Here is a 15682-nt window from a genome sequence, read left to right on the forward strand (position 1 = left end):
TTGCTGTTTTTTACCGATCAATCTCGCCGAACACGATATCCAAGGACCCTAGGATCGCGACGGTATCGGCCAGCATATGCCCCTTGGTCATGGATTCCAGGGCTTGGAGATGCGCAAATCCGGGAGCGCGGATGTGGCAGCGATAGGGTTTGTTGCTGCCATCGGCGATCAGATACACGCCGAATTCACCCTTGGGGGCCTCGACCACCGTATAGGTCTCGCCCGCCGGGACGTGATAGCCTTCGGTGTATAGCTTGAAGTGATGGATCATGGCCTCCATCGAGGCTTTCATCTCGGTCCTTGGAGGCGGCGCGATTTTATGATCATCGACCATCACGGGGCCGCTCGGCATTTCGTTGAGGCATTGGCGGATAATGATCTGGCTTTGACGCATTTCCTCCATCCGCACCAGATAGCGCGCATAGCAATCGCCCGTGCTGGCCACGGGAACGGCGAAGTCCATGCGGCCATACACGTCATAGGGCTGTGACTTACGCAAATCCCAGGCCACGCCAGAGGCACGCAACATAGGCCCAGAAAAGCCCCAGGCCAGCGCCTGTTCGCGCGTCACCACGCCGATATCCACGGTACGCGATTTAAAGATCCGGTTATTGGTCAGCAGCCCATGAAGATCGTCAAGAAAAGCGGGGAATGAGTCGTTATAAGCCGCCATATCCTCCATCAGTCCATCGGGCAGGTCCTGATGCACGCCGCCGGGGCGGAAATAATTGGCATGCATACGCGCGCCGCTGACACGCTCGTAAAACTCCATCATCTTTTCGCGTTGTTCGAAGCCCCACAAAGCGGGAGTGATCGCCCCGACATCAAGAGCGAAAGTCGTGACGTTCAGCAGGTGATTCAGCAGACGCGACACTTCGGCAAACAGCACCCGAATATACTGTCCCCGAGGCGGCGGTTTAATGCCCAGCAGCTTTTCCACAGCCAATGCGAAGGCATGTTCCTGGCACATGGGGGCCACATAATCGAGGCGGTCGAAATAGGGCATCGCCTGAAGATAGGTCTTATGCTCGATCAGTTTTTCCGTGCCACGATGCAGCAGACCAATATGCGGATCGGCGCGGGTGATGACCTCGCCTTCCATCTCTAGAATTAGACGCAGCACACCATGCGAGGCCGGATGCTGCGGCCCCAGATTCAACACGGACGGTTCTATGACCACTTCGTGTCGTTGGTCTTCAGGCTGGTTGGGATCGCTGATGGTGTAGGACATGACGGCAGGGAGGCTCGAAACAAGGGGCATTCATCCACGCCCCTTGTCTAGCACGGACAGCCGGTCAGGGCTACTACAGCCGCTGAGCCAGGCGGAGATCGTAGAAAGGGCTCATCTCGCCGTTCTCTCCACTGACCATCCGTCGTGCCTCTTCCTCGGCCGCCGCAATGGCCGAAACAGCCGCGATAGACGAATGATTGGCTGCCATCGCAGCTGAGATGCTTTCATTGGCAGGGGATTCGCCGCGCGACGTGCCCTTGTCACGCGTTCCGCCGCCTTCATTATCCCCATGGATTCTGATTTGGCGCGCCATCAAGGTCATCAGGCTGGCGCTGATGGTAAACAGGGCCATGGCCTCCTCCGCCGATAATTCGGCCTCGGGCCGCGCCAACATCGGGTCACGATAACGTTCCTTGACATGAGCCAGCATCTGAATAACGCCGCGATCTGGCGTACGGTCATGACCGCGCGCGACGTCTTCTTTCCCAGATGGGCGCGAGGCATCTTCATGCAAGCTCATCAAACGCCGCAGCAGCAAGGCCCAGTCGCGATCCGCGCGTGGCAAGGGGGAGGATTCCAGAAACACCTCGGCATAGCGGATCAACATGGTCTCGGTCGCGCGCACTAGATAGTTCCCCGCCGCCGTGCTCAACCCAACCGCCAGACAGCGACCCGCATCTGTGACGCTCTGACGGACAAAAGACGGGATGGTATCTAACAGCGAATCCGGGAAAACCGCTTGGGCATTTCCTACCAATTCCTCGACCGCAAACAGTCCTTGGCGCTCAAGGGCGTAGCACGGCATATGCTCCAGCTCACCAGCCAGCGATTTGTCAAACGCCTCCAGCAGCCCTTGCATCAGGCCCAATTCATGTGCCTCCAGCTTCTCGTCGCCTGAAGGAAAGCGGAATTTGCGCGTGGCGGAATCAATAAAGAATTGCTGAAACAGCGCGCCGACCTTAGCCAATAGCCGATGACCATCTTGGCGCGCCTGACGAGTCAGGGTGACAGGATCACCTTTTAACAACGCATCCAGCGCCGTTTGAGCCTCCATCATCGGCATGAATAAATCCGTAGTACGGACTGGCGCGCGCAGCGCGCGCAGCGCCGAGAGCTTATTGCCCAGTTCGTAGAATTTGTATGAGTTGACGAGTTTCACGAGAGCAGTCCGATAAAGTTGAGGGAATGGATAAGGATGACAAGCACCCTACGGCGTGTGTCATCAATTTCACCGCCGTTATAAGCGCAGATAGGGAACCTAAGCAACATCGTAAATGCTTTCTTATAGTTAATGTCTCTTAGTTAACATGCGCACAGTCTGCGGGCATTTACGGATGTTCCTTGTATAACTCGGCAGCCAATCCGCACAAGATGGCCCGGCACCCACACCTATGCCGATAAGGTGTGTGCATGAAAGCACGGCCAGGGCACTATGAAACTGCTGTTGCTTCAGCACAACTCCCTAACCTCGGTCCTGCACGATGCCTTTGAGCATTTCTAGGACCACGGACAAACTCCCACACAGAACACTTGCCCGAAAGCCGAGGGCAACCTCTATGATTCGCCAAAGCTCATCACGCCGCTTCCGTGCGCGAAACCGCACCTGAGGCGTCCACAGCCGAAGCTGCCAAGATAGCCATGGTGACAATTTCTGATACGCCAGCCGTCATGGGCACGATCTGCGCCGGGCGTTCCAGTCCGTGCAAGATGGGGCCAATGACTGTGCTGCGTGCGCTGCCTTGGGTTTGGCGCAACAGCTTGGTGGCGATATGTGCGGCGTCCAAGCTTGGCATAATCAGAATATTGGCGGGCCCCGATAAGCGACAGAACGGATACAGCGTGCGCATATGATCAAAGTCCATGGCGACTTCGGCCGTCATCTCTCCATCATATTCAAAATCCGCGCCTGATTGATCCAGTAAGGCCACCGCCTCACGCGAGGTATGCGGTTTTTCAGGACGGATCGACTGGCCGAAATTGGTATGTGAGAGGAAAGCCACACGCGGAGCCGCGCCTTGATGGCGCATTTCCGCCGCCGCCACACGGGCAAATTCAGCCAACTGCTCGGATGTTGGGAAGGCATGCACCGACGTGTCCGCCACAAAAGTCATGCGGCCCCGCAGCAACAGCATGGTCAAGCCAAACGCGCCACAGGGCGAACGCACCGGCAGCACCTTACGCACATCTTGAAAGCACGACATAAAACCACGCGTCGCTCCCGTAACCATAGCATCGACATGGCCAGCCGCAGTCATCAGACCCGCAAAGATGGTTCCATTGGTATGGACCATGCGCGCGCACTCCCGTAGCAGCACTCCACGCCGATGCAATCGCTGATACAGGTGTTGCACATAGTCTTCGTGGTCATGCTCGGGGTCGGCAATCTCGAGTCCGTCAGTGCCTTTGATTCCTAAATCTGCCAATCGTTCGCGGATGATCTTTTCCCGCCCGATAACAACCGGCGTTCCAAAGCCCGACGAACGGAAAGCGATAGCCGCGCGCAAGATACGTTCTTCCTCGCCGCCCGTGAAAGCCACGCGCTTGGGAGCCGCCTTAAGGCGTTCGCAGATCAAATCCAAAGCACCCGAGCTGGGATCCAGACGAGTCCGCAGCTCGGCCTTATACCGCGCCACATTCTCCAAAGGCCGCCGCGCCACGCCCGTTAATACCGCAGATTCCGCCACCGCCATGGGGATGGCCGTGATCAAACGCGGATCAAAAGGCACCGGCAAGATATAATCGGGACCATAGGCCAGACGACGGCCCGGATAAGCCGACTCCACCTCGTGCGGCACGTCCTCGCGCGCCAATTCGGCCAAAGCGCGGGCAGCCGCGATCTTCATGGCCTCATTAATGGTACGCGCACGTACATCCAAAGCGCCGCGGAAGATATAGGGAAAGCCCAGAACATTGTTGATCTGGTTCGGGTAGTCCGAGCGGCCGGTAGCGACGATAGCATCCGGGCGCACCGCGTGGACCTCTTCAGGCAAAATTTCAGGATTGGGATTGGCCAAGGCGAAGATGATCGGACGCGCCGCCATGGTCTTGACCATCTCGGGAGTAAGCGCTCCTTTAACTGACAAACCCAGGAATACATCGGCACCTTTGATCGCATCGGCCAAGGTGCGCGCCTCGGTATCCACGGCATGCGCGGATTTCCACTGATTCATGCCCTTGGCGCGGCCCTGATAGATCACGCCCGTCTGATCGCACACGATAGCATGGTCGGAAGGCAAACCGCTGGCCTTGATCAAGTCGATACAGGCCAAGGCCGCCGCCCCTGCCCCGCTGACCACCACGCGTACATCTTGCAAACGTCGCCCTGTCAGTTCCAGGGCGTTCATCAGCCCGGCCAAGGCCACAATCGCCGTGCCATGTTGATCGTCGTGAAAGACGGGAATGTCCATCAGTTCGCGCAAACGCTGTTCAATGATGAAGCAGTCTGGAGCGCGGATATCCTCAAGGTTAATGCCGCCAAAGGACGGTCCCAGGTAACGCACGCTGTTGATGAATTCCTCGATATCCTCGGTGCCGACTTCAAGATCGATGGCATCGATATCTGCAAAGCGCTTGAACAGAACGGCCTTACCTTCCATCACCGGCTTGCCAGCCAAAGCTCCCAGATTCCCCAGGCCCAGCACCGCCGTGCCATTCGAGATCACCGCGACCATATTGCCGCGCGCGGTGTAGTCATAGGCGCTATCGGGGTTGTCGCGGATACGCAAGCACGGCACGGCCACGCCGGGCGAATATGCCAAAGACAAATCGCGTTGCGTCGCCAACGGCTTGGTCGCCACAACCTCTAACTTACCGGGACGCCCACTGGAATGCAGATCCAAGGCTTCTTCATCGGTAATCCGCTTGTCCTCATGGCTGTCTTGACGTGTCAACGGAACACTCCATATACATGAATGTGAATCGGATGGGAAAGCATAGACCGATGTGGCCTATGACGCAAAGCAACGCTTTAGATGGGCCGCTTGATAGGCCATATTCTCTTGGGTGGATTTCCATTGGCATCTGGAACCAAATCGCACCATTGATCTTGTGGTCCCAGAACCGGCGGCAGTCCTATTGGTAAGAAAGGTCCCCCGCGCGGCAGACATAGCATCATGATCGAGATGATATTTCTGCCCCAAATATTTGTTGGATTCTGACGAATATTGTTAGGGTTGAACAAAGGTGCCAGATGCCAATAGGCGTCATAGCCCAGCTCGGAAATTGTCTCGATCAACTCGGCGGAATTCTCCAGAACATCGTTTTCCACATATAAAACAGGCCGACAGCGCGTGATGGTGTCCTTGCCCGACAGCAGAACCTGGCGGTCCGCACCATCTGTATCCACCTTGATAAAGCGACAATTGGGCAGGCCCATCTCGTCGATGGCAAATCGGCGCAAACGCCCCAGACCATTCAAGGGTACGGAATCCGCCGTCCGAGCCTGGGCCTGAATGGCCTCTACATTTTCAATTTCGTTCAAGGCCATGTTGGCGCATAAGATCCGAAAGTGAAGTGGATCCGGTTCGAAGGCGAAAACCTTGCCCGTCCGTCCAACAATCTGCGCCATTGGCAGTGTCAAGTCACCGATGAAGGCACCGACATCCACGACCGTATCCCCCGGACGCAGATACACGCGCAGCACACTTACTTCGTTTTCGCTATATTCGCCATAAGCAAGAAACGACCCCCCGATGAAGGTATCCGTCAAATGCATCATGGTACCGTAGCGTGCCTTGGTGATCATGCATCGGCGAGGACCCTCGGACATTTCTACACCGTCTTAGAAGCTTCCATAACCGAGTAAGACAGTCTGATGCCCTAAGAATTCGTAAAACTACGAAACGGTCACAACTCAATATCCATGGGTCTACCCGACTCTTGGAAAAAAGCTTTGGATATGCTGATTGTTGCGATGAGAAACATGCGTTTTTGCAACATTGGGGGGGGCAGAGATGTTGCTGTCTGAAGTGGGTAGGACTATCTTCGGCTGTATGAATGGGCCGTGAGCATCTTAACCAAGACTTAGGATGTAACGACTACTCGATGGAAGATGAGAGAGGCCCACGCGGATCGAAAGAACATCCCATTAGCTATGAAGTATGGAGCGAAACTCAGCGTCATGGACGCTCACGCAACAGCGTTCCGCCAATCCGCTTCCCATCCCTTGGGACGACGATCCTACTTGTCTTGGGTCATCATGTTTATTGGGATGCTGTTCGCACTATTACTGTTTTCTCTGCTTCTCAATCAGACCAGCATCTTTCTGACTGAGCGTGTCATCGGCATGCCCGAGCGCTTGGTAAAAGACGCGCAACAGAGCATCGATACCAACGATAATCTGCTGGATGTGCTGGGCAGCATCAACGATATAACGGATGAGGAAATTGCTAATATTCAGCAGCGCATGCGCTTTGTGCCGGGATTGTTGGCATGGGTCTGGTTTAACAACAAAACGGCCTCGAATCAGGATAAGAACGCCGCTTGGCTTCGTCCGCCATCCACGACAGACACCAAAGAAAAAGAATTCCTTGAACAGATGGCACGTCAGCAGTTGGAATTGGCGGATCAACAATACCCCCTGACCGACACGCTAAGGAATTTCCGAAATCGTGCGGTCGTGCGACATCAATACAGTGATGGCCGCGACGAAACGTATTTTATAACCGTCATCCGCACCAAGCACAGCTTTTCGGCGCATCAACCGCAAGACGGAGAAACGCGCACAGGCATCGTCAGTATCTTGCCCTTTTCATCATTGTTTTCCCAAGCCGGAATGCTAATTGCTCAGGGGCGTTTGAAAACCTTCGAAATCCATGACGATGTAGAGGCAGACCGCTCCAGCATGAATCCCCCTATTTGGGGCTTGTCTGCGCCGGTCGAGGCCAGCGCCGTCGCGCGTTCGCCCTGGGCCAAGATGTTGAATGATGCTTGGAAAGGAAGCGATATTCTTTTGATTGATAATCGCATCTGGTTGGCGCGTTATATTCTTTCGATCGGCGCCGCCGATGCCCCGATCTTACTGATTCCGTTTTTGACCTTTGTCGCTTGCTCGGGACTAACCGTGGCCTTGGCCTTATATATCGTGGTGTTCCGTCGGCACGGGAGGGAGATGGCAGAACTGGCTGAGTCTTTGGCAACGGCAAATCGTGAACTGCACGAGCGCATTGTCGAAGGCGAGCATATCCGTGCGGCGCTAGGCGAAAGCGAACGCAATTACCGGAACATTTTTGAAAATGCCATGATTGGAATCTACCAGGTCACGGCCAACGGCAACTGGATCAGCGCCAATCTCTCTATTGCTTCGGTACTTGGCTATGACAGTGCCGAGGCTCTGTTGCTAGCCCAACCTGATCGCATGGGCAAGCTATATGCGGATGAGCAGGATCGCATCCAATGGTTCCGCCTGCTTGATCGCGGTGCGCATCACAACTTTGATACACGCATGATCCGCTACGATGGTCAGGAAATTTGGGTCAGCATGAGCGGTTATGCCGTGCGCGACGACGACAATCGGCTGTTGTTCTACGAGGGAACGCTGATCGATATCACCGAACGGCACAAGGCCGAGCAAGCTTTGATCGCCGCCAAGGAGCAGGCTGATTTCGCCAATCGCAGCAAATCGGAATTTCTGGCCAATATGAGCCATGAACTGCGCACGCCTTTGAACGCCATTATCGGGTTTTCCGAAATTATCAAGGACGAGCTGTTCGGCAAGGTTGGGCAAGCCCAATATGTGGAGTATGCGCGCGATATCTATGACAGCGGCGAATTGCTGCTGTCATTGATCAACGACATTTTGGATATGTCCAAGATCGAAGCGGGTAAGCGCGAATTGGCCGAAGCCCCCGTGGATATAGGCCGTGTGGCCCAGGCCACCATCCGCCTTGTCGCCGCGCGCGCGAAATCGGCACGTTTGCATCTGGTGGCGCGTGTGCCCGAAGGCTTGCCGATGGTCATCGGCGAGGAACGGGCTTTAAAACAAGTGATGACCAATCTTCTGACCAACGCCATCAAATTCACGCCCGAAGGCGGCACGGTCACATTGTCGGTGGACCGCCTGGACGACGGCAGTATCAGCGTATCGATCTCGGACACGGGAATTGGGATCGCGCCCGAGGACATTTCCAAGGCGCTGGCACCTTTCGGCCAAATCGAAAGCGCCCTCAGTCGCAAGCATAAAGGCACGGGGCTTGGCTTGCCCCTGACCAAAGCCTTAATTGAATTACATGGCGGCGAAATGCGTCTGGAAAGCACGATGGGCGTGGGCACGACGGTCCATGTCATTTTGCCTCCAACCCGAATATCGCCCAAGGCGACCTAGACATCAATTACTAAGTCCGATCAGACCCCATTTACCCTAACGGACTGACCCCTTGAGCCTATTTCAATCTCTCTCCCCTGAGACCCAAAACGGTCTCATTTAGCCTCGCCGCACACATGCCGTATAAAGGCTTTGTTTTAGGACAACTATGTGCTACGTTCCGTCACCGAATCTCGCCTAGGGCTTTATGCCTTGGGCTCGTTTCTGCTTGTTCGTTCAACCTTGAGAAAAGAGGGAAGACTGTGCAGGTCCTCGTACGCGATAACAATGTTGACCACGCTTTGCGCGCCCTGAAAAAGAAGCTGCAGCGTGAGGGTGTGTTCCGCGAAATGAAGCTGCGTCGCAGCTATGAGAAGCCATCAGAGCGTCGTGCCCGTGAAAAGGCCGAAGCCGTCAGGCGTCTGCGCAAGATTGAGCGCAAGCGCCGTGAACGCGAAGGCTATTAAGCGCCTCTGCGCTGATAAGCTAAGCTTTCCTGGTGACACCCAACAACAAAGGCGCTACCCCTAGTCGTAGTGCCTTTAGTTGTGTGTTGTTTATTTAATGGACGCTCAGCGGTTCCATCTCGTACTGACGAACAGTGGCAAAAGCCACTTCGCGGTCGTCGAGAACCGTCAAAGGAGTGCCGTCGGCAGCGTGTACCGCATGCACCTTACGGCCGTCCAGCACGATTGATTTTACATAGGCCAAGTTATCCAGTCCGTAGGAACCGAAGTCCGTTGGCAATGGTGCTTGCTGGTGAGTTTCATGCCTGATCATTGAGCCAACTCCCCTTCATTTCTCCGCTTGCATATATCGTAACGCTAATGGCATAAATATCCGTTAATATGACGGGGTGAGCGTTAATTTGTAAGCGTCCACCATCCTAAATCGATTAGAAATCTCTCCGCAACAATGCCCAGCGTGAAGGCTTCAGTGCGTTGTTGAATCACATTAACTCGCGGAAGGCATAGTCAAACACTCATGCCCCTTACGTGAAAGGACTCGGCAAGCGGCGCGGGCCGAAGAGGCGTCCAAACCGAGCCATTGAGCGCGCCAAATGGCACCACGATGTGTGGAAACTTTCTCGATCCTAGGTTCCGCATCCGCCAACAATTTAGGTAACTTGCTACGCGCAACTTTCAGCGCTCGCTGGCCATCTGCACGTTTTCGAAAAGATCCGACCTGGATGCCCCATTCGTTATCCCCGCTGGAAGCTTGCTGGACTTCGCCTTTGTCGCCTTCGCCCCGCTGTTCAGATTGGGCCAGCGCATAATCTTTGGTATTACCCTGCCAAGAAGCTGTTCGCTGTGGCGATTGCGTTTCTTTCTGGCGTGAAGGGGCTTGGATACTCGCAACACGCGACTGAGAAAAATCCCCTGCAAAGCCACGATCCAACAAGGCCGCCACCTGTGCATTGCGACTTTGTGTCGATTTACCACCAAGCACAACGGCGATCAAACGTGTCTGCCCTCTCACTGCCGATGCAACCAAGTTAAAGCCCGAGGCCCGGATGTAGCCCGTTTTCAGACCATCCATCCCCTCGTAACTGTTCATCAAGCGGTTATGATTATGGAAACTGCGACCATTCCAATTGAACCGACTGTAGCTGAAATAGGGATAATAGCGGGGAAAGTGCATCATCAAGGCGCGCGCCAGAATGGCCATATCGCGGGCGCATGTCACCTGACGTGGGTCGGGCAAGCCCGATGCATTGTAAAAGCGCGTACGAGTCATACCCAAAGCTGCGGCCTGCTGAGTCATTCTTTGGGCAAAGGCGGATTCGCTGCCGCCCATAGCCTCCCCCAAAGTGGCCGCCACGTCATTGGCCGATTCGGTGACCAGGCCCAAAATAGCATCTTCAACCATGATGCCCTGTCCCGGACGCAATCCCAATTTCGAAGGTGGTTGCGAAGCAGAGTGAGCCGAAGCCGTGATGCGCTGATCAAGACGCAGACGTCCATCATCCAACGCCTTGAATGTCATATATAATGTCATCATCTTGGTCAGCGATGCCGGGTGCCGCAAATCGGTCGCGTTCATCTCGCGCAGCACCCGTCCTGTGGCTGCATCAACCACAATATCCGCATAGGGGGCGGCATAACCGGCCGCAGGCGTCATCAAAAAGATGACCGCACCCAGTGCCCATGCCCATCGTCGAATTCGAATCTGCATTCGTCCCAGTATCCACATAAGCTCGCAAATTGCCATATCTCACCGTCCAGGCCAAGTATGATGCACATGATGCGTTGTAGGAGATACAAGCCGTTACCTATTCATTGTTATATCGCAGACCATAGCACCGAACATTACATCCAGAATATAATTAAAGATCAATTATTTGCGCCGCATTCTGAAGTCAAGACATGGCTTTAGAAATATTTTTTACATGCTCACTTTCGATAGCGGCGAAGCATCCGTCTCGTTCTGTCTTATCCAACTGTATTCGATACCTCAATGCCGAGGAAGACCCATTTTTCAATGATCTATCCACTTGACGTAACGGGAAGGCTACATTACAGAATCACGCGCAAGCGACGCAAATCAAGGAGAATCGGATGCCTAAGGCTTTGGTCACAGGGATAGGTGGTCAAGATGGCGCTTATCTGGCCAAACTTTTGCTGGATAAGGGTTATACCGTTTATGGCGGGTTACGTCGTTCGTCTCAGGGTGACCCGTGGCGTCTGCAGGAATTGGGCATCGAGCAAAAGGTCAAATTGGTACCTTTCGAGCTGTTGGAAATGTCCAACCTTCTCAGCCTGATCCGTGAGATTCAGCCCGACGAGATTTTTAACCTGGCAGCCCAAAGCTTTGTAGCCACTTCATTCAAGCAACCTCTGTTTACCGCTGATTCCGATGCCATGGGGGTCTTGCGCCTGTTAGAGGCCGTGCGTATGGCCAAACCGGACGCTCGCGTTTATCAGGCTTCGACATCGGAGATGTTCGGCAAGGTTCAAGCCATGCCGCAATGTGAGACCACGCCTTTCTACCCGCGCAGCCCCTATGGCGTGGCCAAGCTGTTCGGGCATTGGATGGTTGTGAATTACCGCGAGTCCTATGACATGCATGCCAGCTCGGGCATCTTGTTCAATCATGAATCGCCTTTGCGCGGCGAGGAATTCGTGACGCGCAAGATCACCGTGATCTTAGCTCAACTGGCCCATGGCCTGCGTCAGGATCCGTTGGAGCTGGGCAATCTGGCCGCCAAGCGCGACTGGGGCCATGCCCGCGATTATGTGCAAGGAATGTGGCTGATGCTGCAACAGGACAAGGCCGATGATTATGTCTTGGCCACAGGCCAAATGCACAGCGTGGAAGAATTCGTCAACGCCGCCGCCCCGGTAGCCGGGTTTGATCTGGTCTGGGAAGGCGAAGGCGTGAACCGTTTGGCACGCGACCGCAGCAACGGCAAGGTGATCGTGCGTGTGAACCCCGAATTCTTCCGCCCGGCCGAGGTGGACGTTTTGTGCGGCGATCCCAGCAAGGCACAAAAGGCATTGGGCTGGAAGCCTGCCACCAGTTTTGAGAAACTGGTGCAAGACATGGCCATGCGCGATATGGAGCGCGCCGAGTGCCGCAAAACGGAATCCGCCAAACTGTCTGCGCGCGTCGCCGCTTGATCGTTTCTTGGTAAATATGGCTGCCCATATTCCACGCGGACGCGATCCTAGCGTTTGCGTGGATATGGCTTTCGTTTTGATCTTGGCACCCATCCTGATAGAGCGTTAATGTCTCACTGAGATCGACCCGCCTGGGAGTCCCGTTATGACCTACGATTCCAGCAATGTGTTTGCCCGCATCCTCAAGGGCGAGATTCCTTGCAAAAAGCTGCATGAGGATGCCCATAGCCTGGCCTTTCCTGATATTTCGCCCAAGGCAGATCTGCATGTGCTGGTTCTACCCAAAGGCAGTTATGTGGATTTCAGCGATTTCACGCAAAACGCCTCCGATGAGGAAATTGTCGCCTGGGTACGCGCCATAAACGTCGTTGCTCAGCAACACGGTATGGACAAAACCGGATTTCGCCTGATCGTCAATCAGGGCGCAAATGGCGGTCAGGAAGTCCCACATCTGCATGCCCATGTCCTGGGCGGACAAAAACTGGGGAGCATGTTACCCGAATAATGATTCTCATGCGAAACTATAATTGATTTTTTATGCCCGTCATTTCCGGAAAGATGGGGGCTGAATAAAAAAACGGGCCAATTTTTTGCTTTTCTTAATTATTACATAGGTATGTAGAGGGAGACCAACTTCCGTCCTTAGGGCAGGAAATGACCGATACTGAAACTCCACCGTCCACTCATACACAACCGAAGCCCCAGACCCTATCCGTCTTGGAGCCTTATGGTGGGGATCCCTATGAGAATGCATGCGAATGGGCCAAGGAAGCCCTTAAAAGACTGGTATCTCAACACATCCCCCCCAGTCCCGATCACTTCACACTGTTCTATCACTATGTCTGCGGCCGTTCGCCGGAGATAAAGCAGAGCATCGACCATTTCAACGAGCACCATATCACTCTGACGGTCGAGCAGTGTTCCGTGCTGTATCAGCGGTATTTCGGATCTGACCCCGAGCACCGCGCTTTCAACGAGGCCAATCAGAGCATCAACACCGAATTGCGGAAGTTGATGGAAGCCTTGGAGCGTGCGAGTGAACGCAGCGAATTGTTCGGTGAAAGTCTGGACTCGAGTTTTAAACGCCTGGGCCTTCCCATCAGCGCCGACGAGCTGCGCGATATGGTCAGCCAATTAGCCCGCGATTCGCGTGATATGGCGCAAGAAAACAATCAGCTTAAAGAACAGCTGAGCGACTCGCTGACCGAGGTCAATGACCTTAAGCAGAATCTGGAGAAGGTGCAAAAGGAGACCATGATTGACCCGCTCACACAGGTCGGCAATCGCAAGTATTTTGCACACGAGATTGAACGCACCATGCACGAGGCAAAAGAGCTGCACACATCGTTAATTCTATTGATGATCGATATCGATTTTTTCAAGAAGTTCAACGACAACCATGGTCACCAGGCTGGAGATCAAGTGTTACGCCTGGTAGGACGCACATTGCGAGACAATGTGAAGGGCCGAGACATTGTCGCCCGTTATGGTGGCGAGGAATTTGCCATACTTCTTGTCGAAACCCGCCTGCAAGACGCTATAAAAGTTGCAGATAATCTTAGAATATCAGTTGGTTCCAAACAAATTATCAAGCGCCCAAGCAATATCTCTCTCGGCAGTATCACTTTGTCGGTAGGTATAACGGAATACGCTCTAGGAGAAGATATCAGCGAGTTCATCGAACGCGCCGACAGAGCGCTTTATGCCGCGAAATCCAATGGCCGCAACCGATCAGAGGTCGAGACAACCAACACGCCAATGGCACTTACAAAGCCATAAAGGGACCGGGATTCTGGCGGATGCGAGGGAAAAGAAGTCCCGGCGCATGGTTTGGTGCTCGCGCGTTGATGGCCGAGTTCAAAACCGCATGTGCTAACTGATACTGCCTTTCATTGTCCCGCCCCCAGCCAAGCCCACACGCAACACCTACAGCCCTTTTTTGCCCTCGATGGACTTACAACTTGGTCCTATCTTTACTCCCTCTCCGCTGAGAGAAAAACTGTCTCATTTAGCCTCGCCACACACAGCGAATAAAGCTCCGCTTGATTTCATGTGCAAAAATGCGCTAAACAAGCGGCGCGGCAATCAGCCGTATCCTTGCCTACGGCGCAGATCGTGGGCTTTGGTCTGATGGGGAGACCTGTTCAGGCCGCAACCCGTAAGGAGGTCGTTGAAATCTATGGCATACTACGAGTCTATCTTTATTGTCCGTCAGGACGTTCCCGCTACTCAGGTTGAAACCCTTAGCGCCACTCTGGCCGAGGTTGTTCGCGGCCTGGGAGGGACGGTCACCAAGACCGAGCAATGGGGCCTACGCAGCCTGGCTTATCGCATCAAGAAAAACCGCAAGGGTCATTATGTGATGATGAACCTGGACGCCCCCTGGGCCGCCGTCGAGGAATTGTCGCGTCAGATCAAGGTGAATGAGGATATCTTGCGTCACCTGGTGGTCCGTGTGGACGCACTGGAAGAAGGCCCCTCGGCCATGCTGGTCAGCCGTAATGAGCGTTCACCGCGTCGCTATGACGATAGTGACGGCCCGGTCGCCGCTGCGTTCTAATCACTCCTCAAAAATCAAGGATTCCAGACATGAGCATGCCTCAAACCGACGAAATGTCCTCTGCCTCAGCTGGTGCCGGTGGCGCCCGCCGTCCCTTTTTCCGCCGCCGTAAATCGTGCCCGTTCAGCAGCCCTGAAGCGCCGGTGATCGACTATAAGGATGTCCGCCTGTTGTCCCGCTTCCTGTCCGAGCGCGGCAAGATCGTGCCCAGCCGGATTTCCGCCGTCTCTGCCAAGAAGCAGCGCGAACTGGCTACGGCGATCAAGCGCGCGCGCTTTCTGGCCCTGCTGCCTTACGCCTTGCAAGGCCGTGCAGGCGGCGCCTGAAGACATCTCGAACAATCTTCCTGACTAAGGAACAAAGATCATGATTGAACTTATCCTCCTTGAACGCATCGAACGCCTGGGTCATATGGGCGATGTGGTGCATGTAAAGCCCGGTTTCGCGCGCAATTTTCTGCTACCGCAGCAAAAAGCCTTGCGCGCCACGGCCTCAAACAAATCCTTGTTTGAGGCCCGCCGGGCCGAGCTGGAAGCCGCCAATGCCGATCAGCGCAAGGCGGCCGAAATTCAGGCCCGCAGCCTGGATGGTACGCGTCTGACCGTGCTGCGTCAGGCTGGCGAAGCCGGCCAGCTCTATGGCTCGGTATCCGCACGCGATGTAACCGAGGCCGCTCAGGCCATCGGTGTGACCATCGATCGCCGTACCGTCGTCATTGACGTGCCGATCAAGACCATCGGCATGCACAAGGTGCGTGTACGTTTGCACCCCGAAGTCAACGTGCATGTCGAAGTGAACGTCGCCCGCAGCGAGGCTGAAGCCGAGGCCGCGCTGAAGAACATCGCCAAGGCCGCCGAACGGACCGCTGATGACTCCGCCAGCGCCGCTGCGGCTGATGCGGCAGCCGAATCCGCGCGGCTGATGTTCGAAACACCCACGACCGAGGGCAGCGAAGCCTAAAGCGGTATCTG

14 protein-coding genes are annotated in these 15682 nt (G+C 54.8%); 8 read left to right on the plus strand and 6 right to left on the minus strand.

What is annotated here, in order from left to right:
- Nucleotides 1–10: 10 nt before the first annotated feature.
- The 4 genes from IPI58_02140 to IPI58_02155 form a co-directional block, all read right to left on the minus strand.
- A complete protein-coding gene (locus IPI58_02140; GenBank protein ID QQR70003.1) occupies nt 11–1231 on the minus strand; it encodes an NADH-quinone oxidoreductase subunit D in 1221 nt (406 codons plus the stop codon).
- A gap of 73 nt (nt 1232–1304) precedes the next feature.
- Nucleotides 1305–2390: a hypothetical protein gene (locus IPI58_02145; GenBank protein ID QQR69496.1), complete on the minus strand. Its 1086-nt coding sequence runs from the start codon at nt 2388–2390 to the stop codon at nt 1305–1307.
- Between the two features lie 415 nt (nt 2391–2805).
- Nucleotides 2806–5121: an NADP-dependent malic enzyme gene (locus IPI58_02150; protein QQR69497.1), complete on the minus strand. Its 2316-nt coding sequence runs from the start codon at nt 5119–5121 to the stop codon at nt 2806–2808.
- A gap of 77 nt (nt 5122–5198) precedes the next feature.
- A complete protein-coding gene (locus tag IPI58_02155; GenBank protein ID QQR69498.1) occupies nt 5199–5999 on the minus strand; it encodes an FkbM family methyltransferase in 801 nt (266 codons plus the stop codon).
- A 441-nt stretch (nt 6000–6440) separates the two neighbouring features.
- Between IPI58_02155 and IPI58_02160 the strand changes: the two genes are divergently transcribed.
- Nucleotides 6441–8552, plus strand: a complete 2112-nt coding sequence (locus tag IPI58_02160; GenBank protein ID QQR69499.1) for a PAS domain S-box protein — start codon at nt 6441–6443, stop codon at nt 8550–8552.
- Nucleotides 8553–8794: 242 nt separating this feature from the next.
- Nucleotides 8795–8998, plus strand: coding sequence for a 30S ribosomal protein S21 (locus IPI58_02165; GenBank protein ID QQR69500.1), 204 nt, complete (start codon nt 8795–8797; stop codon nt 8996–8998).
- Nucleotides 8999–9092: 94 nt separating this feature from the next.
- Here the strand turns inward: IPI58_02165 and IPI58_02170 are convergent, their stop codons facing one another.
- Complete coding sequence (locus IPI58_02170; GenBank protein ID QQR69501.1) at nt 9093–9311, minus strand: DUF1150 family protein; 219 nt, start codon at nt 9309–9311, stop codon at nt 9093–9095.
- Nucleotides 9312–9485: 174 nt separating this feature from the next.
- The gene (locus IPI58_02175) at nt 9486–10706 is read right to left on the minus strand and encodes a D-alanyl-D-alanine carboxypeptidase (GenBank protein ID QQR69502.1); all 1221 of its coding nucleotides are present in this window, start codon (nt 10704–10706) and stop codon (nt 9486–9488) included.
- 383 nt (nt 10707–11089) lie between these two features.
- On the opposite strand from IPI58_02175, the gene gmd reads away from it, so the two are divergent.
- The 6 genes from gmd (at nt 11090) to rplI (ending at nt 15671) form a co-directional block, all read left to right on the plus strand.
- Complete coding sequence (gene gmd / locus IPI58_02180; GenBank protein QQR69503.1) at nt 11090–12151, plus strand: GDP-mannose 4,6-dehydratase; 1062 nt, start codon at nt 11090–11092, stop codon at nt 12149–12151.
- A gap of 145 nt (nt 12152–12296) precedes the next feature.
- Nucleotides 12297–12656 carry an HIT domain-containing protein gene (locus tag IPI58_02185; GenBank protein ID QQR69504.1) on the plus strand — a complete coding sequence of 120 codons (360 nt, stop codon included), beginning with the start codon at nt 12297–12299 and terminating at the stop codon, nt 12654–12656.
- A 149-nt stretch (nt 12657–12805) separates the two neighbouring features.
- On the plus strand, nt 12806–13930 hold the full coding sequence (locus tag IPI58_02190; GenBank protein ID QQR69505.1) for a GGDEF domain-containing protein: 1125 nt from the start codon (nt 12806–12808) through the stop codon (nt 13928–13930).
- A gap of 400 nt (nt 13931–14330) precedes the next feature.
- Nucleotides 14331–14711: a 30S ribosomal protein S6 gene (rpsF, locus tag IPI58_02195; protein QQR69506.1), complete on the plus strand. Its 381-nt coding sequence runs from the start codon at nt 14331–14333 to the stop codon at nt 14709–14711.
- Between the two features lie 35 nt (nt 14712–14746).
- Nucleotides 14747–15037: a 30S ribosomal protein S18 gene (locus tag IPI58_02200; GenBank protein ID QQR70004.1), complete on the plus strand. Its 291-nt coding sequence runs from the start codon at nt 14747–14749 to the stop codon at nt 15035–15037.
- Nucleotides 15038–15080: 43 nt separating this feature from the next.
- Nucleotides 15081–15671 (plus strand): 50S ribosomal protein L9, encoded by a 591-nt coding sequence (gene rplI, locus IPI58_02205; protein QQR70005.1) that lies wholly within the window; start codon nt 15081–15083, stop codon nt 15669–15671.
- Nucleotides 15672–15682: the final 11 nt, after the last annotated feature.

Source organism: Alphaproteobacteria bacterium, from assembly GCA_016699305.1.
GTDB lineage: Bacteria > Pseudomonadota > Alphaproteobacteria.

Coding starts and splice junctions, on each gene's coding strand:
- IPI58_02140 (QQR70003.1), bottom strand. CDS start 1,231: ATGTCCTACACCATCAGCGATCCCAACCAGCCTGAAGACCAACGACAC.
- IPI58_02155 (QQR69498.1), bottom strand. CDS start 5,999: ATGTCCGAGGGTCCTCGCCGATGCATGATCACCAAGGCACGCTACGGT.
- IPI58_02160 (QQR69499.1), top strand. CDS start 6,441: ATGCTGTTCGCACTATTACTGTTTTCTCTGCTTCTCAATCAGACCAGC.
- IPI58_02170 (QQR69501.1), bottom strand. CDS start 9,311: ATGATCAGGCATGAAACTCACCAGCAAGCACCATTGCCAACGGACTTC.
- IPI58_02175 (QQR69502.1), bottom strand. CDS start 10,706: ATGCAGATTCGAATTCGACGATGGGCATGGGCACTGGGTGCGGTCATC.
- gmd (QQR69503.1), top strand. CDS start 11,090: ATGCCTAAGGCTTTGGTCACAGGGATAGGTGGTCAAGATGGCGCTTAT.
- IPI58_02185 (QQR69504.1), top strand. CDS start 12,297: ATGACCTACGATTCCAGCAATGTGTTTGCCCGCATCCTCAAGGGCGAG.
- IPI58_02190 (QQR69505.1), top strand. CDS start 12,806: ATGACCGATACTGAAACTCCACCGTCCACTCATACACAACCGAAGCCC.
- rpsF (QQR69506.1), top strand. CDS start 14,331: ATGGCATACTACGAGTCTATCTTTATTGTCCGTCAGGACGTTCCCGCT.
- IPI58_02200 (QQR70004.1), top strand. CDS start 14,747: ATGCCTCAAACCGACGAAATGTCCTCTGCCTCAGCTGGTGCCGGTGGC.